This is a genomic window from Niallia sp. Sow4_A1 (assembly GCF_052116745.1).
GTDB classification, from domain to species: Bacteria; Bacillota; Bacilli; order Bacillales; family Cytobacillaceae; genus Niallia; species Niallia hominis.
In genome coordinates, this window is record NZ_JBQKKM010000024.1 from 56,215 (window position 1) to 75,060 (window position 18,846).

An 18,846-nucleotide genomic window follows, 5' to 3' on the forward strand; every position below is an offset into this window, starting at 1 on the left:
GTGTTATTACCTTATACCTTGGTTTAAATACAGTAATTAATCTACTGTCTCAAAGTAAGAAAGAAAGGTTTATCATGACGCCATTATCATTCATTGCTTTTCTCTTATGTTTATTTGTCTTTTTATCTACTTTAAAACTTTGAAGCCCACTAAGAAGCTTGCAAGTCTTTTTCCTTATTTATCGAGTGTTCGAGAGGACCCGAACTTATCGGTTGGGATATAAGACAAAGCATCTGAGTTGAAAAATAGACGGAAGAATTTCGCTTATTTAGTAATTATTATTAAAAAAGGCTTAAATAGACGGAAAGATTCCGCCTATTGACTCGAATAATGCGAAAAAGGGAGATTTTGCTTTGCATAATCGGAAAAACTCCCCTTATTTACGCCGAAACAAGCACTATCATGCATTTATCCGAAAAATTCCGCTTATTTTCCTTTTGCCGGTTACTCGATTCAGGACAAAACATCTTAGTAAAAAGGGAGTGAGTCCAAAAGATTCTCATTTAATGCATTACGGTGAACCATACCAAAAGTAAGTGGTGAGGCTTTATATAAGGATTTTATATTCCAAATAAAGAAACTCGCCAATTCCAATGGCGAGTTTCCCATTTTATATACCAATAACGATGCCAAAGCTACTATCAAATCGCTACACATTTTAAGAAAAGCACCTCAAAACGGAATCCTTTGCTATTTTAGCCCGAGCATTTTTTGGCACGATTATTTTGTCCCAAATAATCTGTCACCAGCGTCTCCAAGACCTGGAACAATATAACCTTTTTCATTTAACTTCTCATCAAGTGCAGCAATGTAGATATCCACATCTGGATGAGCTTCTTTTAATGCTTCCACACCTTCAGGAGCAGCAATTAAGCACATAAATTTAATGTTTTTTCCGCCTCTGTTTTTTAAAGAGTGAATTGCTTCAATGGCAGAACCACCTGTCGCAAGCATTGGATCCACTACGATAAAGTCTCTTTCTTCTACATCGGAAGGTAACTTTACATAGTATTCGACTGGTTTTAATGTTTTAGGATCACGGTATAATCCAATATGTCCAACTTTAGCAGCAGGGATTAATTTTAAAACCCCGTCCACCATCCCGATACCAGCACGCAAGATAGGAACAATCCCTAGTTTTTTACCAGAAAGCACTTTAGATTTCATTTTGCTAACTGGTGTTTCGATATCAATTTCCTCTAATGGCATATCACGAGTAATTTCAAAAGCCATTAATGTTGCTACTTCATCTACTAGCTCTCTAAATTCCTTTGTACCTGTTTGGGTTTCTCTAATGTATGTAAGTTTATGCTGAATAAGTGGGTGATCAAATACATATACCTTTGCCACAACATTCACTCCGTTCCTTCATTATTAGTATAAATATCCTCTTTTTTCGACAGGATACTTCGTTAACACACTTCTATTCATTCTACAGAAAAAGTTTTGGCGAATCAACTGAAATCCTTTTCTAAATTCAAAAATTTTATGATAGTTTTCCCTAAAATCCAAGAAAAAAACCGAGCTTAAGAAAAGAGGACAATCATTAGGTCGTTTTCCCCCTTGATGATTGTCCTCTTCTAATTATAATTGTTTATACAATTCGAATTTGCTAGTTAATGTCGTTACTCTTTGAGCTGCCTCCGCTAACTTCTCAGCATTTTCATGGTTTTTAAGTGTAAAACCGATAATAGATGCAATTTCATCCATATCTTCTAAACCAAAGCCACGAGATGTTACAGCTGCTGTTCCAATGCGGATTCCACTTGTTACAAATGGACTTGCAGGGTCGTATGGAATCGTATTTTTATTAACAGTGATCCCCACTTCGTCTAATACTTGCTCCGCCACTTTTCCAGATAATCCTAAAGATTGTAGGTCAACTAATAGTAAATGATTATCCGTTCCATTTGATACTAAGTTTAATCCCTCTTTTTGTAGACCACTTGCTAATCGTTTTGCATTTGCAATAATTTTTTCTGCATACTCTTTAAAATCCGCTTGAAGCACTTCTCCAAAAGCAACTGCTTTCGCTGCGATTACATGCATTAATGGACCACCTTGAATTCCAGGAAAGATTGATTTATCGATTTTCTTCGCAAATTCTTCTTTACAAAGGATCATTCCACCACGAGGTCCACGCAATGTTTTATGTGTAGTTGTTGTTACAAAGTCAGCATAAGGAACAGGATTTTGATGTAGCCCTGCTGCGACTAAGCCAGCGATATGAGCCATATCCACCATTAAGTATGCTCCAACTTCATCAGCAATCTCACGGAATTTCGCAAAATCAATTTCACGAGGATATGCACTTGCTCCAGCAACGATTAATTTAGGCTTATGTGCTAATGCTTTTTCTCGAACATCTTCATAATTAATATAATGTGTCTCTTTATCTACTCCATACTCAATAAAATTATATTGAATACCGCTAAAGTTAACAGGGCTTCCATGTGTTAAATGTCCACCATGAGACAAGTTCATTCCCAACACAGTATCACCATGTTCTAAAATAGTAAAATAAACGGCCATATTTGCTTGTGCTCCTGAATGAGGCTGCACGTTCACATGTTCCGCACCGAAGATTTCTTTCGCACGGTCACGAGCAATATCTTCCACAATATCTACATATTCACATCCGCCGTAATAACGTTTGGCAGGATATCCCTCTGCATATTTATTTGTTAATACAGATCCTTGCGCTTCCATTACCGCTTCACTTACAAAGTTTTCTGACGCAATCAATTCAATTTTCGCTCTTTGGCGACCTAATTCTTGCTGTATTGCTTTAAAAACAAGTTCGTCTTGCTCCGCTAAATGCTTCATATGTAAATCCTCCCGACTATTCTCTCTATTCCACCGTAAATCTGCCTCTATTCTATCATGTATATATTTTAAAAAGAAAGAGTTAATTTACGAATTATTACGATAATATTTTTATTTTTGTTCGGTTTTTAGTGTTGTTTTTAAATGAATTATCTTATATTTATTAAAAACAACAGAAAAACATATATTCATCTACTATATTAGTAAAGTGAACCAGTAGAAAAAATAAATTTCTGAGTTACTAGAACTTATTTTATTCGCAAAAAATATTATTTAACAATAACACAGTCATCCGAGACCACTGAAAAACTGATAGCTATTGATGCTTGGTCGTAACCGCCTTTTAAACTTAGATGTGTAAATTATTTTCCGAGGTGACCACATGACTCATTGGGGCGAGCGCCGAGCCGCTTCACAGCTCACGCTCCTGCAGGGTCTCGGACTTTCTCGCTGCTCCCATAGGAGTCAAGCGGACACCTCTCCAAACCAACTTATTATTCGCTTTCAAATAAATAAAACCTCATTTTATTTGGAGAACTAGACTTTTTCAGTGCCCTCCAGTCATCCTCTGGGGGGTGTATAAGGACGACAATTTCGTTGAACTTTTTTAAAGAACTTTCCTTCTCGTTTGGTTTTATTTTATTGATAGAGGGGGATTTCTCGGTTACTTTTCTGACTATTTTTCTTCCTTATTTGTTACAGAGATGCTTTCTCTGTTACCTTCCTAGCTTCTTTTCTTCCTTTTGCGGCTCAGAGACAACTCCTTGTTCCCCTCCCCAGCATTCCTGTCTAAACAGCACAAACAAACCTGCTCAAACATCCTTTTCATCACGGCTTTTAGCAATCTAAAAGCTCTCAGCTGACAACCCATTAATATAAAAAAACCAATAAAATTCCTCCAATCAAACAAGGAATTTTATTGGTTTTTCCACGCTAATTAACAAGAAAGATTTTCTTTCGTTTTCTCATATACCGCTCTCGGACCGCCAATTAATTTCGGCCGTGACTTTGCAAGTGTAACATGTGCATTGCCAAGGTCTTTAAGGGACGTTCGTATTGGCACTGCAACATGCTTTACATGCATGCCAATAAATGTGTCGCCAATATCTATTCCGCCATCAGCCTGAATGAACTCAACTACAACCGGATCCTCCATGTGTCCGAATGCGAAGGTCGCCATTGCTCCACCTGCATGCCGAACTGGCACAACCGATACCTCTGGCAGATTTCTTGAATGCATTACTTTTCTCTCTACTACTAATGCTCGATTTAAATGTTCACAGCATTGAAAAGCAAGGGAGACTCCAGATTGCTGCTGATAATTCTGACATTCTTCGAAAATAAGTGAAGCAACATCCACAGTTCCTGCAGTTCCTATTTTTTGACCGATTACTTCACTTGTACTGCACCCAATCACAAATAAATGATGTTCTCCAAGCTGTGCCTGTTCTTGATATTCTTTTAGAATCGTTTGTAACTGTTCCTTTAGCTTAAGTGTTTCCTCATTCATATAAAACACTCCTTTTCAAGTTACCTACATTTCTTTTTACTATATCCATCATTGCACAAAGATATTTTGAGTACAAGTAATCTATTCTTTAATTTGGAATCGGCAGATTGTTTGCTGCAGCTCTTTTGCATGCTCTTGCAATTCTAATGCTAAGCTATCTACTTTGCGAATAAGTGCTGTTTGACTTTCTGTAATATTCGTTACCTGTTGTGCTCCTGCAGCTGTTTCTTCTGCAATTGCTGCCACTTCTTGCGATTGCTGTGTAGTATCATATATCTGCTCTTTCTGCTGATGAATCAACTCCGTAATATTAGCCGTAGCGTAGACCATTTTATTTGTTGTCTCATTCATCTCACTGAAAATGAGGCTTGTCTTCTCTCCATTTTCCGCTTTCTCCTGAGCATCCTCTACTTGCTTTGTAATTTGCTCAACAACATTTTTAACCTCTGCTTGCATATTACTGATGATGTCTGCAATTCCATCTACTGCTTTAGCACTTTCATCAGCAAGTCTTCTTACTTCTTCTGCAACAACACTAAACCCTGCACCATGTTCACCTGCGCGCGCAGCTTCAATAGAAGCATTTAATGCTAATAAATTTGTCTGTGAGGCGATTTCTCCAACAAGCTTCAATACCTCTTCTATTTCCTTGGAATGTATTTCTAAGTTTTGCACTGACTTTAGGGAATTCGTATTCTCCACTGCCAAATCCTTCATTCCTTCCACTAAAGAATGAACGACCTTATTTGTCTGAACTAATTTTTCTGACATTTGTTCTGAAATCGTTTTGGACATATTCGCTTTTTCTTCTACTGTAAGAGCGATATTCATGGATTCTTCAATAGACTCCGCTGAAGCTTGTACACTTTGTGCTGATACTTCAGCACCGCCAGCAATTTCTCCAACCGAACTAGAAATAGCTAGTGTGTGCTCGAGCGCATTTTCAGATTCAGCAGAAATCATTTTTACGGTTTCATTTGTTTTATTAAAGTTATTTTCAATGCTTTGGACCATTTCTCGTAAATTTAAAAGCATATGATTAAAAGCTAAACCTAAAGATTTGATTTCGTCATCTGATTTTGATACTTCAACATCTTGGCTAATATCCCCATGAGCTGCTTTTAACGCACCCTGTTCGAGTCTTTTTAAAGGTTTAATAATAAAACCAGCTGCTAAAAAGCCTAAAAAACCAGACCAAAATACCCCTAATAATAAGGTGACAATGTTAAAAAAAGCCGAACTAATAGCTATTTTACTTTCAATCGCCGGATAAATGATATACATACAAAAAGCACTTGTTGAATAGGTAATAATCGCTAAGATTGTAATAAATAATGCCAGCTTTTTTCTTAAACTAAACTTATAATGCACCTTGGTTCCCACTCTTTTTCCCCCTTGTAAATAAAAAGCACCTTACCACTCACTATTTCTTATTTTTTCCATTGTTTTATCAATCAGCATTTCTAATTCCTGATAGGTTTCTCGATACATGGAAACAGATCCCCCAAATGGATCACTAACATCACCATTTGGATCATCCTCTGCAAATTCTTTTATCGTAAACGTTTTCTCAATAGAGGATGGATATGCAGACGTAAGCATATTTTTATGTCCATTCGTCATGGTAAAAATATATGTCGCCCAATCAATTAACTCTTTTGTTACCACAGCAGAAGAATGACTATGCTGGATTCCCTTTTCAGTCAAAACTTCTTGTGCTTGCAAAGAAGCAGCATTTCCATCTATTGCATAAACACCAGCTGATTTTACTTCCACATCAGAAGAGAATTTATGCCTTAAAATAGCCTCAGCCATCGGACTTCTGCACGTATTACCTGTACAAACAAACAATACACGAATCATCACTTATCCTCCTTTTATATGTCTTTATTATAGACCAATTTACCTAAAATTTCTATTTACTTATAGTGAAACACTGTTCTTTTATCGGAGAAAACTAGTACATTTTTAGCATTTGTCTCTTGTTAATATTTTGAAAGTTAAATGTAGTTTTCAGAAAGTTTGTTTATAACATCAAAAATTATTTAAAAAGCGGCTCCCATCATTTGATGAAAGCCACTTTCCCTATCAAAATACAGCTGTAAAACTAATTAATAGCTTAATTCCAAATACAAGAAGGATTGCCCCTCCAAGCATTTCTCCATAGGAACCTAACCAGCCCTTTACTTTCCTACCGATTAGTAATCCTAGCCAGGTCAACACCATCGCACTAATTCCAAAACAAAGCAGCACAACTACGGTTCTTGCCTGGTATATTCCTAGACTTAAACCAACAGAGAAGCTGTCCAAACTTACACTGACTGCAAACAGAACTAACCCAAAGCCAACCGGTGTAATTCGGCTGGTCTCCACTTCTTTAAATCCAGTCCAGATCATTTGAATTCCTAATAAAACTAGCAAAGCTCCACCTATATATCCGGCTATTTCACTAAAGTTTTCCGAAAGAAGTTTCCCTGTAATCATACCAAGCAGTGGCATAATTACATGAAAGATTCCAATCACTAAGCCGATTTTTGCGATTTGCTTTAATCTTAGTTGAAACATCCCCATTCCGAGCCCAACAGAAAATGCATCCATACCTAAAGCAAATGCCATTAAAATAAGTGTAAATAGTTCTCCCACAATTGCAGACATTTTTTTGGCCCCCTTGGACTTGCTAATTAGAGATTATGCACGTCCAAGTTCATTTAGAAGTGGGATTCTGCAATATTTACAGATGAAAAAATTTTTTCGATACTTTATTTAATTACTTGATGGGAAGCAGCTTTCATTAGTCTATTCATAATCGCTTGTCCAACACCCTCTGCTGGAAACATCTCCCCAAAAATGATATCTATTTCCTTATGATCAAAGCTCCGCAAACCATCATAAAGCTCTGTAGCTACGGTGGATAAATCTGCCCGTTTTCCACAAGCATAAATAAAATCAGCTTGATAATAGTCTTTATTTTCTAACGTTGTAAGAATACCTACTTTATGTCCTTTTTGTTTTTCTTCTTCTACTAATAATTGAATTTTCTCCTTAGAACCGTCTACTAAAAACAATGGTGCATTCGGTGCATAATGGGTATATTTCATTCCAGGAGATTTCGGCTTAATTTCCTTATTAATCAGCGCCTGATCCATTCTTACTTCTCCCACAACACTTTCCAGCTGTTGTTTCGTAATACCACCAGGACGTAGAATAACGACCGTTTCCTCCGTACAATCGACAACCGTTGATTCAACTCCTACTCCCGTTGGACCGCCATCAACTATCCCTGCTATATAAGAATCTAAATCCTCTTTTACATGAGATGCTTTTGTTGGACTTGGTTTTCCAGAACGGTTAGCACTAGGGGCAGCAATTGGCAAACCAGATTCTTCAATGATTCGTAAAGCAACAGCGTGATCAGGCATCCGAATCCCTACTGTGGATAAACCAGCAGTGGCGATCTCTGAAAGCATCCCTTGCTTCTTTTCAAAAATAATAGTTAGTGGACCAGGCCAAAAAGCATCCATTAATTTTTCTGCTGTTGCCGGCACCTTTTCTACTAATTCATTTAATTGCGCTCGTTTTGCAATATGTATGATAAGCGGATTATCGGACGGTCTTCCTTTAGCAGCAAATATTTTTGTAATAGCTGAATCTTCCTTTGCATTTCCGCCTAATCCATAAACTGTTTCTGTCGGAAACGCAACGACCTCATTTTTTTTCAAAAGATCAGCAGCTTGTTGTATTTGTGAATAACTTTCTTCCTTATCCACATTTTTATCCACCGACCAATAAATTGTCTTCATTTTTATCCACCTTTTTCAATTCTTATATTTCTTCTTCAAAATCGCTTTTAATTCCCCATTTTTCGACAATACCATCATTTGCTGAAAAGGACAAGCACCTCATTAAATGGGGATAAAAATTTGATTTGTCCACAAATTGTGAATAAATAGTATGAAAAAGTGGATAACTTATGCTATTTATCCACAATATTCATAGGAATATACATGAAATGGGACTTATCAACAGTGAAAACGCTTTTTACTCCATTCGACTCTTTCAATATATGTGGAATATCGTCCATGTCTATCCTCTGAAACCCTAATAGCTGGAATAATTGAAGAGAATACTGGTTAGTAACACTGCAATAGATGGCATCCATCTCTTTTTCTTTTGCTAATTTTAGAGCTTGCTGAATTAAAAATAAAATATCTTCTACCGTTCCCTTGGAAAGGATCATTGAACGAAGCAAACCTACTTTTTCAAACGGCTCTATCCCGATTGTTCCAATAAGCGCTTGATCCTCTTCTGTTTCCATTAGCAAAAAGTAATCAAGCCATTCTTCTAATCCTTCTACTTTCACTTCTGCCTTGTTTAAAAAATCAGCAATTTTTTCTACATCTGTTGTTTCAGCTTGTCTAATAATATGCATTTCACCCGCCACCTCTTCATCTAGTATTTCTTCTATTACTATGAAAAGGGTGCAAAAAAAATGCTAGATTTTCTTACTTTAAACCAAACTCTTTTATTTTGTTATATAACGTTCCTCTGGAGATTCCTAACAATGTAGCTGCAGCACTCTTATTTCCATACGTTTTTTTGAGTACCTCTTCTATGCGCTGCATTTCATCCTCTTCCTTGTTCCCTTTTTCTTCTCGAATAGAAACTTTATACTTTTCTACAATTTCAGCAGGGATATGTTCCAGCATTATTTCGTTTTTGCCTTCACTTACCAATACACTGTGCTCTATCACATTATTTAGTTCTTTTATATTGCCTGGCCAATCATATGCACATAGAATATGCAATGCTTGGTGATTTATTTTGTCTACTTTTTTATTGTGTTTTTCGCTATACTTTTTCATGCAATCGCTAACTAAAACGGGTATATCCTCTTTCCGATTTCGGAGTGGTGGAATTTCAATATGGATAATACTAATTTGATAATAGAGCTTTTCATTAAACAGCCCTTTTCTTACTAACTCCCCTAAAGGCTGGGTAGAAGATAGGATTAATCTTGTTGCCGTTTTTTTCTGCTGTTCTCCTCCAACTCTAGCAAAAGATTGATTTGTCATATAATATAGAAGTTTTTCCTGAACAGGAAATGGCATTTTATCCACTTCTTCAATAAACAATGTTCCGGATTCTGCCTGCTCCATCTTTCCTTCTATTTCTTCTGTATCTCTCGAATCAAAGGTCATTTTCTGATAGCCAAACAGCTCCATTTCGATTAAGTCCTTCGGAACTGTTGAACAATTTAAAGATAGAAACGGTTTACTCCTCTTAGATCCACCATAATGAATAGCCTGTGCGAGCTGTTCCTTACCTGTTCCTGCTTCTCCGTTAATCAAAACTGGTATCTCTGCCGAAGCTACTTTTTGAGCAATTTCAACTGCCCTTTTTACCTCCTTGCTTTCAGATTGAATGGAGGAAAATGGCTCTTCTTTTTGTACATATAAAGATGAATTCGAATCTAACTCCTGATTTAAACGAATGAGCTTGGTTATATCCCGTTCTGTTGAAATACCACCAATTATTTCATTTTCAACAAGAACAGGGGAAGCGTTAATTAATACATGGGTATGTTCATTTGGCCGATGATAAGTTCCTCTAATCGGATTACCCTCTTTTAGAATCTTATGTAATTGAATGGATTCTGAATCAAAATGCTCTCCAATTTTTTTACCTATAATTGCTTCTTTTTTTATATGATAGGTATCCTCTGCTGCACTATTCCAGTAGAAGACTGTTCCGTTCCTATCTACAGCTGTTACTGCATCATTAACCGTTTCTGCCAATGTTTCAAAATAAGTTGTGACATGTCTATTTTCCTTTTGCAATGACCGAATTCTCGCAGTAGCGGTCACAATTCCTTGATAATTCATTTCCTTCTTAATAATAACGGGTCTTATCCAATCGATCTCTTCTTTATTAATCTCCTCGCATGAAATAACAGCTGATGGCAATATTCCACTTGCCTGCAGCCATGTTTTAATTGTTTGACTTTTACCCCCTGCTGATAAAAGATACTGCTCTTCTTTGCCAATCGTATATAGCTGCTCACTTTCGATAACGGCATAGGAATAATCGAGTAGCACATCTGCTAGTCTGCTGATTTTTTCATGATCTGAGAGGATGATAAACGAAGTTTCTATCTCCAGTTGTGAATCGGTAAACATAGCTTAATCCTTTCTTTCCTTATTATTGATAATTTATCATTAAATAATCGTTTTTTCCAATGGCTGTTTTCGTATTCCTAATTAATTTGTTTTCCCTTTTGAAAAATCAATAATTATATAGAAAACAGCCTTTCCAATAAGAGGAAAATGTATCAAAAAAAGCTGTCTACTAAAGGGAGTCGCACGTGAATGATTCATACACAGAAGTTTTTTTACTTCTTTCTAGTACTATTCTTGTGATTCTCTTTAAAGGAGACAGCTTGTTAAGCGCTTATTTAATTGATTGTTATTATTTCATTTCTTTTCTCGTACTTAATTTTGCTTGGGTGAAGAGTAGAAGATAGTCGAATCCTCCTGCTTTAGAGTCTGTTCCACTCATATTGAAACCACCGAATGGATGTACTCCTACTAGTGCTCCTGTACATTTTTTATTAATATACAGGTTGCCGCAATGTTGATTTTCTAATGCGTATTGGATTCTGTCTTCTTTAGATGAAAAGAAAGAGCCTGTTAATCCATAATCGGTATCATTATATACATCGATACCTGTTTTCCAATCAGGGACTTTGCAAATAGCCAATACTGGTCCAAAAATTTCTTCTTTCATAATACGAGCATCGGCAGGAACGTCAGCAAAAATAGTCGGTTCAATAAAATAGCCATTTCCTTGTGCACGGGATCCTCCTGCTACTAATTTCCCTTCCCCTTTGCCAATTTCGATATAGCTTAATATTTTATTTAATGCTTTCTCATCAATAACTGGTCCTACTGATGCGTTTACCTCTGGAAGACCAATAGTTAAATTCTTTGTACGTGCCACTACCTTTTCCACTACTTGATCGTATACAGAATCAACAATGATAGCTCTAGAGCCTGCTGAACATTTCTGCCCTTGGAAACCGAATGCCGCCGCCACAATTGCTTCTGCTGCTGCGTCAATATCTGCTGTTTCATCAACAACGATGCCGTCTTTTCCGCCCATTTCTGCAACAATACGTTTTAACCAAATTTGACCAGGCTGCACAACAGATGCACGTTCATAAATCCGACATCCTACTGCTCGGGAACCAGTGAAGGAAATAAATCGTGTTTTTGGGTGCTCTACTAAATATTCGCCCACTTCCAAGCTATCTCCTGGAAGGTAATTAATGACTCCCGTTGGTAATCCTACCTCTTCCATTAACTCAACAAATTTTGCGGCTATAACAGGCGTATTATCGGAAGGCTTTAAGATAACAGTGTTTCCTGAAACTACACCAGCAACTGTTGTTCCCGCCATAATAGCCAGCGGAAAGTTAAATGGAGAAATAACAATGCCAACACCAAGCGGAATATACGTAATTTTATTATCCACTTCACCATCTGTTGCGTATAGTGGCTGATTTTTCGATGTTTCACTTAGCCGAATCATTTCTCTTGCATAGAACTCAAGGAAGTCAATTGCTTCTGCTGTATCCGCATCTGCTTCTGCCCAATTCTTCCCTGACTCTAAGATTAAGTAAGCGGAAAATTCATGCTTTCTTTCTCTCATTAATTTCGCCGCTTTAAACAAATACTCAGCACGCTCTGGCGCTTTTACTTTCTTCCATGTCTCAAATGTATGTAATGCCTCTTGCATTGCCTTTTCTGCATATTCTTTATTCCCTTTGCTCACTTCTCCGATTACTTCATCGACATTTGCTGGATTAATCGAGACTGTTTTTTCTTCTGTCATAATTTTATCTTTCCCGATTACAAGTGGATATGTTTTTCCTAATTCTCCTTTTACTTTTTGAATTGCCGCTTCTAGTGCATGTTGGTTTTCAATCTTAGTAAAATCAGTAAATGGCTCATTTTTATAAGCTGGGATACTCGTAATGTTTGTCATGTTCATTTCTCCTTTTCGTTTATTGAGTTAATCTTCTTCCATCATTCTCTCAATCTATTAACATTTAAAAATAAAAGGGAGCACGCTTTACAGCATTGCTTATTTAAACAAATTTTTAAGAACAAACCATACATTTGCTGGTCTTTCGGCCAATCTTCTCATAAAATAGCCGAACCAATCTTTTCCGTATGGAACATATACTCTTACTTTGTAGCCTTCTTTCACTAGCTTATTTTGCAAATCCTCACATATGCCATACAGCATTTGGAATTCAAACTTGTCTTTATCTATTCTATGCTTATTAGCAAGCTCTTTTGTGAATTGAATAATTTTTTCATCATGGCTGGCAACCGCTGCATAATTTCCATTTAGCATATGCATTTCAATGATTTTTTTATAATTTTCATCTACGTCTTTTTTCTCTGGAAAGGCAACATCTGGCGACTCTTTATAAGCCCCTTTAACAAGGCGTAAATTTGCCTTTAATTCATTTAAATGTTTCATATCTTCTTCCGTACGATACAAATAAGCTTGAATGACTAAACCCACATTTTCAAATTCTCGACGGAGCTCTTCATAAATATCGATTGTTATTTGGCAATGAGCATAGTCTTCCATATCGATACGAACAAAATTTCCGTATTGCTTTGCACGGGAAACAATTTTCCGCATATTGTTCAAACATAGGTCTTTATCAATATCTAATCCTAGTGATGTCATTTTCACCGATAAATGAGATTGGACCCCTGATGCATGAATTTCATCTAACGTTTTTAAAGACATGCTGGTTGATTCATTTGCTTCTTCTTTCGTGTAGACGAATTCTCCCAGATGGTCAAGTGTAACTACTCTGCCGGATTTGTTTAATTCTGCGACCTTCGAAATCGCTTCCACAATAGATTCACCAGAAACGAATCGTCTGGCTCCAAAGCGTAAACCATATTTGCGAGCTAGTTTATTTGCGGATTTATTCTTTGCTAATGACTGAAACATATTTCTCCATGCAAGTTCCATTATCACGCGCCCCTTTTTTTGAACACTTTTGTTTAAAATTTACCCACTGTACATTTGTGTTTAATTTATGCTTTGATTATACAATAGGACTTCCTTTAAAAGCTATAATTTTCTGATAAATTTTTATTATTTGATTAAACAAAATACTGCAAGCGTATTACAAAAAACTTATTCCGTCCAATCAAAAAGAGACTATCCTAAAAGTACGCTTCTCAAAAAGAATGCTTTATCTAAAGCCCATTTTTAAGAGAGTACTTCTAAGACAATCTCTTTAACTAATATTATATGTTCGCCGTCTTTTTTCTACCTATAAAGCCCCTTGCTAAAACTCCATATTTTGGGGAACAAAGAAAACTGATCATAAAAATAATTCCTGTAGAAAAGGCCATTGCCCCTGAAATGGAGGTATCTAACCATACCGCAAGATAATAGCCAATAAATGCGGACATAATTCCAAAGCTGCTACTTAATAGAAATAGAATGGATAGTCGATCTGTCCATAAATAAGCGGCAGCCGCAGGAGTAATCAGCATCGCTACTACCATAATTGCCCCAACTGCATCAAAAGCAGCAACCGTTGTTAATGACACTAAAGACATAAATAAATAGTGCATAAAGATAACAGGAATGCCCAAACTTGCTGCAAGTGCTGGGTCAAATGAAGTTATTTTCCATTCCTTATAGAAAGCTATTATAATAACGACAACCACTATTAAAACAATGCTTAGTAATACAACTGCTTCTGGTATCCTTCCAAGGAGCGGAATCTCCATTATCTCCCATGGGATAAACGTAATTTCTCCCATCAAGGTATGCTTCACATCCAAATGAGCATTTCCCACTTTTGTTGCAATTAAAATGACACCTATCGCAAATAAAGTTGTAAAGACAATGCCAATCGAAGCCTCTTGCTGTACACCTCGTGTATGGAGCCATTGGATAACAATTGCCGTAATCAAGCCCGTAACAACCGCTCCAATCAACATATGGATCCCCGTTAATTCCCTAGTAACTAAATAGGCACATACAATTCCCAAAAGCACGGTATGGCTTATAGCATCTGCCATCATCGCCATCCTTCTTAAAATTAACAAGACACCAATAAGACCACAGCTCAATCCAACTAATGAGGCAGTTAACAATATCCAACCAGTATAGCTCATTATTGTTTTACCTCCTTCGTCATTTCTAATAGTGCCATACGTTTCCTCTGTCTTTTTTGTTGAAAAAATACAACTGCCAAGCCCTTCTTACTTCCTAAAAATAAGGACACAAGAAAAACAGAAGAGGCCGTTACTACAATGAAGGGTCCAGTCGGCCATCCTTTGCCAAATGTACTAAGCAATGTCCCAACCATTCCCGCACTTCCGCCAAACAAAGCGGAAAGAATCACCATCACTTTGAACGATTCCGTCCAATATCTCGCACTCACACTCGGAATTATTAGCAAAGCTGCCATTAATATAACACCAACTGCCTGAATCCCAACAACAATGACTAACACAAGGATCGCCATATATAGTGCATTCATCTTAGTAATCGATATGCCTAAGCCTTTAGCAAAGCTAGGATCAAATAATAATATTTTCCATTCTTTGAACAAGAGAACTGTTATGAAAAGGACGATTAGAGCTACTATCATCATCGTCCAAACATCTTTGGATACCATGGAGGCCGCTTGCCCAAATATAAAACTATCTAAACCACTTTGATTGCCACCAGGCATCCGATTAGCAAATGTCAAAAGCATAATCCCTAAGCCAAAAAAGACGGATAAAACAATTCCCATTGCCGCGTCTTCCTTGACTCGGCTGGAGTTTCTTATCCACTGGATGAAAAAAGCACTTAATAAAGCAGTAACTGCTGCGCCAATAATCATCACAAAAAGATTTTTTTCTCCGATTATCATAAAGCCAAGTACCACTCCTGGAAGTGCTGCGTGAGAAAGCGCGTCACTCATTAAGCTTTGTCTTTTCCAGTAAGCGAAGCTGCCAATAGCACCAGCTGCCATTCCTAATAAGAATGTACTAAATAAAACCGATTGGGCATTATAAGAGAGAAAACTAAACATTATCGCTTCTCTCCCATCCAATGCAATGTACCTCCATACGCTTTCCTAATGTTTTCTCTTGTAAAAGTTAAATGGGTTGGTCCATGCGCAATTACTGTTTTATTTAGCAGAAGAACATGATCAAAATATTCTTCGACGGTTTGCAGGTCATGATGGACAACCATCACTGTTTTCCCACTCTCCTTTAACATTTTTAAAGTCTCCATGATTGCTTTTTCTGTCGTTGCATCAACACCTGCCAATGGTTCGTCTAAGAAATAAAGATCCGCATCTTGGGCAAGAGCTCTGGCGAGAAATACCCGTTGCTGTTGCCCACCTGATAACTGGCTAATTTGCCGATGTGCAAAACCTTCCATCTTCATTTCTCTTAACGCTGCCAATGCTTTTTGCTTATGCTCTTTCTGCGGCCACTTTAACCAGCCGATTTTTCCGTATTGCCCCATTGTTACGACATCTAAAGCATTTGTCGGAAAATCCCAGTCAACAGATCCCCGCTGAGGAACATAGCCAATTTTCGATTTTGCTGTTTTATACTTTTCGCCAAAAAATGTAACCTTACCAGTAATACTAGGGATGAGATCTAGCAGTACTTTTAGCAACGTAGATTTTCCAGCACCATTCGGACCAACAATACTCGTTAAGGTTCCTTGTTTAATTTGAAAGCTAACATCCGTTAACACTTCATTTTTCCGATAAGCTGCTGATACATTCTCCACAGTAAGAACTGACTTCATCTTACTCCACTCCTCTGCTCAATGCTTCATAGATGGTGGAAACATTATGTTCATACATCCCTATATAAGTTCCTTCTTCCGTATCCGCATCTCCCATCGCATCAGAGAATAATTCTCCACCAAGCTCTATATCGAGTTCCTCTTTTTTGGCTCCTTCAATGACTGCATTGATGGAAGCTGGATTAATGCTGCTTTCGATAAATACAGCAGGAACTTGATTCTCCACTAGTAATTGAATAGTCTCCTCTATATCTGATAATCCAATTTCCGCTTCCGTGCTTAAACCTTGTAATCCAACAACCTCAATATCTAGCATTCTTCCAAAGTAGCCAAATGCATCATGCGCTGTAACTAGTACACGTTTATCTGCTGGCAATGTTTTCAACTGAGCTTTTGCTTCTTCCTTCAATGTATCCAATTTTTCAAAATACGCTTGCTTATTATTTTCAAAATAATCACTATCTTCCGGTAAAGCTTTCTTTAACTCATTGGTTGCTGCATCAAGTGATTCCTTCCATAGATCAATATCAAACCATATATGTGGATCAATTGCACCTTCCTCCTCCTTTAAAAGTTTTTCCTCTGGGTTAACTTCTCCAATAGCAAGAACTGGTCTTGTTTTCCCAATCTCTTCAAAGACCTTTACCATATTCGCTTCTAGATGTAACCCACTATAAAAGATAATATCCGCACCCTCCATTTTCTGGATATCTCCTTGGGTAGCCGTATATAAATGCGGGTCTACACCAGGTCCCATTAGACTATTCACCTCTACTTTATCTCCGCCAATTACCGACATTGGTTCTGCAATTTGTGCAATTGTAGTAACAATCGCAAGCTTACCATCTTCCTTAGACCCGGTTGATTCAGCTGAACAACCCGTTAAAAAAAAGAATGTTATTACTAATCCTGTTAACACAAACTTCCACATTGTTATTCCCCCTTTTCATCATCACAAAAATCATCACCGATAGACAATTTGTTTCCTTAGGGAAACTTTTATGTTTATATACAAAATACTTAACTATCTGAAAAATGTCAATGGTTTAAGATGAATTAGGTATATTTACTTAACTTTTTTGTTTGGGCAATATCTTCAACCAACAAAAAAAGATGCTCTCTAACAAGCATCTTCCCAATTCATTGTCTATTATCCAAAAATCTTTTCCCATAATTCTACTAAGAAAAATTTCACTTCTACTTCCTCTTCTTCCTCTTTAACAAATACAGGATCTTCTTTCTCTTCCACTTTCTTTTCTACCTTTGCTGGTTTTTCCTTTTCAGCTTTCTTGTCTTCGACTGTCTCTACTTTGGTATTTTTTTCTTTATCTGCTTTTTCTTCTTCCTCAAATCCATCACTTACTGCTACTCCGTTAGAAAAATCTAGGAAGCATAATGGCGGGAAAAGAACACACCACCAATTAGCACCTTCCCCTTCTCCTAAAGTAATAAGAATTGCATCATATTGACCTGCTGGATATAAGAACTCACCATACAGCTTCGTTGGAAAATCTACTTTATCAAACGTAACATCCACTGCTTGCTTAGCATTTTCTTCCGCTACTACGCTTTCTGCAATCTGCTGAATCTCTGGTAACTTTGCTTTTAATAAGTCTTTAGCAGCTTCCTTGGAAGTCAATTCAGAAACCCAGTTTGTAATTTCTTCATTTACAGCATCTCTTACTTTTCTTTTTAATGCCTGATCTTCTTCTAAATCACTATTTGCTAAGATTCTAAGACGAATCGCATCATTCGGAATGATTACCTCATTATTTGCTGCTACTTCAGTTTTTGGAATATATAAACTCATAATAGTTGTTAGAATAAGTACAAATAAATAAATAGTTGCCATCGGTTTGTTTTTCATCTTTAGCACCGCCCCTTCACTAACACAGTGTGGACAGATTAATAGAATCTTAAACTAGTAAAATTAATTTTTTCTGCATTGGGGGATACTCTATTTAGATACGTTGGATTTTAGTTGTGAGGTTGGCGTGTTTACTTGCGAGTTCGGCTACTTTTCTTGCGACTTTCCCACTTTTACTTGCGAGTCCGGCTACTTTTCTTGCGACTTTCCCACTTTTACTTGCGAGTCCGGCTACTTTTCTTGCACTTCCATACCTTACTTGCAGGTTTGGCTACTTTTCTTGCGACTTTCCCACTTTTACTTGCGAGTCTAGCAACTTTACTTGCGCTTCCATACCATACTTGCAGGTTTGGCTACTTTTCTTGCGACTTTCCCACTTTTACTTGCGAGTTCGGCTACTTTTCTTGCGACTTTCCCACTTTTACTTGCGAGTCCGGCTACTTTCCTTGCGCTTCCATACCTTACTTGCAGGTTTGGCTACTTTTCTTGCGACTTTCCCACTTTTACTTGCGAGTTCGGCAACTTTTCTTGCACTTCCATACCTTACTTGCAGGTTTGGCAACTTTTCTTGCAGGTTTCCCACTTTTACTTGCGAGTCCGGCAACTTTACTTGCGACTTTCCCACTTTTACTTGCGAGTCCGGCTACTTTTCTTGCACTTCCATACCTTACTTGCGAGCTCGACTACTTTTCTTGCGACTTTCCCACTTTTACTTGCGAGTTCGGCTACTTTTCTTGCGACTTTCCCACTTTTACTTGCGAGTCCGGCTACTTTTCTTGCG

General features: G+C 37.3%; 17 protein-coding genes. All 17 read right to left on the minus strand.

The window, feature by feature from the left end; genetic code table 11:
* Positions 1–720: 720 nt before the first annotated feature.
* The 17 genes from upp to ACTQ5K_RS14530 all read right to left on the minus strand — a co-directional run bounded on the left by upp (position 721) and on the right by ACTQ5K_RS14530 (position 18,669).
* Positions 721–1,350, minus strand: coding sequence for a uracil phosphoribosyltransferase (gene upp / locus ACTQ5K_RS14450; protein WP_031536719.1), 630 nt, complete (start codon positions 1,348–1,350; stop codon positions 721–723).
* A 234-nt stretch (positions 1,351–1,584) separates the two neighbouring features.
* Positions 1,585–2,826 carry a serine hydroxymethyltransferase gene (glyA, locus tag ACTQ5K_RS14455; RefSeq protein ID WP_251629607.1) on the minus strand — a complete coding sequence of 414 codons (1,242 nt, stop codon included), beginning with the start codon at positions 2,824–2,826 and terminating at the stop codon, positions 1,585–1,587.
* 937 nt (positions 2,827–3,763) lie between these two features.
* A complete protein-coding gene (locus ACTQ5K_RS14460; protein WP_031536721.1) occupies positions 3,764–4,336 on the minus strand; it encodes a TIGR01440 family protein in 573 nt (190 codons plus the stop codon).
* Between the two features lie 81 nt (positions 4,337–4,417).
* Positions 4,418–5,719, minus strand: coding sequence for a methyl-accepting chemotaxis protein (locus tag ACTQ5K_RS14465; RefSeq protein WP_031536722.1), 1,302 nt, complete (start codon positions 5,717–5,719; stop codon positions 4,418–4,420).
* Positions 5,720–5,749: 30 nt separating this feature from the next.
* On the minus strand, positions 5,750–6,199 hold the full coding sequence (locus ACTQ5K_RS14470) for a low molecular weight protein arginine phosphatase (protein WP_031536723.1): 450 nt from the start codon (positions 6,197–6,199) through the stop codon (positions 5,750–5,752).
* 225 nt (positions 6,200–6,424) lie between these two features.
* Entirely contained in the window at positions 6,425–6,991 is a 567-nt protein-coding gene (locus tag ACTQ5K_RS14475) for a manganese efflux pump MntP (RefSeq protein ID WP_031536724.1), read from the minus strand.
* A gap of 104 nt (positions 6,992–7,095) precedes the next feature.
* Entirely contained in the window at positions 7,096–8,136 is a 1,041-nt protein-coding gene (locus ACTQ5K_RS14480) for an L-threonylcarbamoyladenylate synthase (RefSeq protein ID WP_031536725.1), read from the minus strand.
* A 173-nt stretch (positions 8,137–8,309) separates the two neighbouring features.
* Positions 8,310–8,765, minus strand: a complete 456-nt coding sequence (locus tag ACTQ5K_RS14485; RefSeq protein ID WP_031536726.1) for a GNAT family N-acetyltransferase — start codon at positions 8,763–8,765, stop codon at positions 8,310–8,312.
* Between the two features lie 73 nt (positions 8,766–8,838).
* Positions 8,839–10,512 (minus strand): sigma-54 interaction domain-containing protein, encoded by a 1,674-nt coding sequence (locus tag ACTQ5K_RS14490; protein WP_441994020.1) that lies wholly within the window; start codon positions 10,510–10,512, stop codon positions 8,839–8,841.
* Between the two features lie 289 nt (positions 10,513–10,801).
* Positions 10,802–12,379, minus strand: coding sequence for an L-glutamate gamma-semialdehyde dehydrogenase (gene pruA / locus ACTQ5K_RS14495; RefSeq protein ID WP_441994021.1), 1,578 nt, complete (start codon positions 12,377–12,379; stop codon positions 10,802–10,804).
* Positions 12,380–12,478: 99 nt separating this feature from the next.
* The gene (locus ACTQ5K_RS14500) at positions 12,479–13,393 is read right to left on the minus strand and encodes a proline dehydrogenase family protein (protein ID WP_031536729.1); all 915 of its coding nucleotides are present in this window, start codon (positions 13,391–13,393) and stop codon (positions 12,479–12,481) included.
* Between the two features lie 281 nt (positions 13,394–13,674).
* Positions 13,675–14,556, minus strand: a complete 882-nt coding sequence (locus tag ACTQ5K_RS14505; RefSeq protein ID WP_031536730.1) for a metal ABC transporter permease — start codon at positions 14,554–14,556, stop codon at positions 13,675–13,677.
* Entirely contained in the window at positions 14,556–15,464 is a 909-nt protein-coding gene (locus tag ACTQ5K_RS14510) for a metal ABC transporter permease (RefSeq protein WP_441994023.1), read from the minus strand. The genes ACTQ5K_RS14505 and ACTQ5K_RS14510 overlap by 1 nt, the downstream gene beginning before the upstream one ends.
* Positions 15,464–16,198, minus strand: coding sequence for a metal ABC transporter ATP-binding protein (locus ACTQ5K_RS14515; protein ID WP_031536732.1), 735 nt, complete (start codon positions 16,196–16,198; stop codon positions 15,464–15,466). The genes ACTQ5K_RS14510 and ACTQ5K_RS14515 overlap by 1 nt, the downstream gene beginning before the upstream one ends.
* 1 nt (position 16,199) lies before the next feature.
* Positions 16,200–17,129 (minus strand): metal ABC transporter solute-binding protein, Zn/Mn family, encoded by a 930-nt coding sequence (locus ACTQ5K_RS14520; protein ID WP_031536733.1) that lies wholly within the window; start codon positions 17,127–17,129, stop codon positions 16,200–16,202.
* Between the two features lie 219 nt (positions 17,130–17,348).
* Positions 17,349–18,065, minus strand: a complete 717-nt coding sequence (gene spoIIR / locus ACTQ5K_RS14525) for a stage II sporulation protein R (RefSeq protein ID WP_031536734.1) — start codon at positions 18,063–18,065, stop codon at positions 17,349–17,351.
* Positions 18,066–18,486: 421 nt separating this feature from the next.
* Positions 18,487–18,669 (minus strand): hypothetical protein, encoded by a 183-nt coding sequence (locus tag ACTQ5K_RS14530; protein ID WP_441994022.1) that lies wholly within the window; start codon positions 18,667–18,669, stop codon positions 18,487–18,489.
* Positions 18,670–18,846: the final 177 nt, after the last annotated feature.

Bases quoted from the DNA above. Each gene is read 5' to 3' on its own strand.
- glyA (WP_251629607.1), bottom strand. From the start codon at position 2,826: ATGAAGCATTTAGCGGAGCAAGACGAACTTGTTTTTAAAGCAATACAG.
- ACTQ5K_RS14460 (WP_031536721.1), bottom strand. From the start codon at position 4,336: ATGAATGAGGAAACACTTAAGCTAAAGGAACAGTTACAAACGATTCTA.
- ACTQ5K_RS14470 (WP_031536723.1), bottom strand. From the start codon at position 6,199: ATGATTCGTGTATTGTTTGTTTGTACAGGTAATACGTGCAGAAGTCCG.
- ACTQ5K_RS14475 (WP_031536724.1), bottom strand. From the start codon at position 6,991: ATGTCTGCAATTGTGGGAGAACTATTTACACTTATTTTAATGGCATTT.
- ACTQ5K_RS14480 (WP_031536725.1), bottom strand. From the start codon at position 8,136: ATGAAGACAATTTATTGGTCGGTGGATAAAAATGTGGATAAGGAAGAA.
- ACTQ5K_RS14485 (WP_031536726.1), bottom strand. From the start codon at position 8,765: ATGCATATTATTAGACAAGCTGAAACAACAGATGTAGAAAAAATTGCT.
- ACTQ5K_RS14490 (WP_441994020.1), bottom strand. From the start codon at position 10,512: ATGTTTACCGATTCACAACTGGAGATAGAAACTTCGTTTATCATCCTC.
- pruA (WP_441994021.1), bottom strand. From the start codon at position 12,379: ATGACAAACATTACGAGTATCCCAGCTTATAAAAATGAGCCATTTACT.
- ACTQ5K_RS14500 (WP_031536729.1), bottom strand. From the start codon at position 13,393: ATGGAACTTGCATGGAGAAATATGTTTCAGTCATTAGCAAAGAATAAA.
- ACTQ5K_RS14505 (WP_031536730.1), bottom strand. From the start codon at position 14,556: ATGAGCTATACTGGTTGGATATTGTTAACTGCCTCATTAGTTGGATTG.
- ACTQ5K_RS14510 (WP_441994023.1), bottom strand. From the start codon at position 15,464: ATGTTTAGTTTTCTCTCTTATAATGCCCAATCGGTTTTATTTAGTACA.
- ACTQ5K_RS14515 (WP_031536732.1), bottom strand. From the start codon at position 16,198: ATGAAGTCAGTTCTTACTGTGGAGAATGTATCAGCAGCTTATCGGAAA.
- ACTQ5K_RS14520 (WP_031536733.1), bottom strand. From the start codon at position 17,129: ATGTGGAAGTTTGTGTTAACAGGATTAGTAATAACATTCTTTTTTTTA.
- spoIIR (WP_031536734.1), bottom strand. From the start codon at position 18,065: ATGAAAAACAAACCGATGGCAACTATTTATTTATTTGTACTTATTCTA.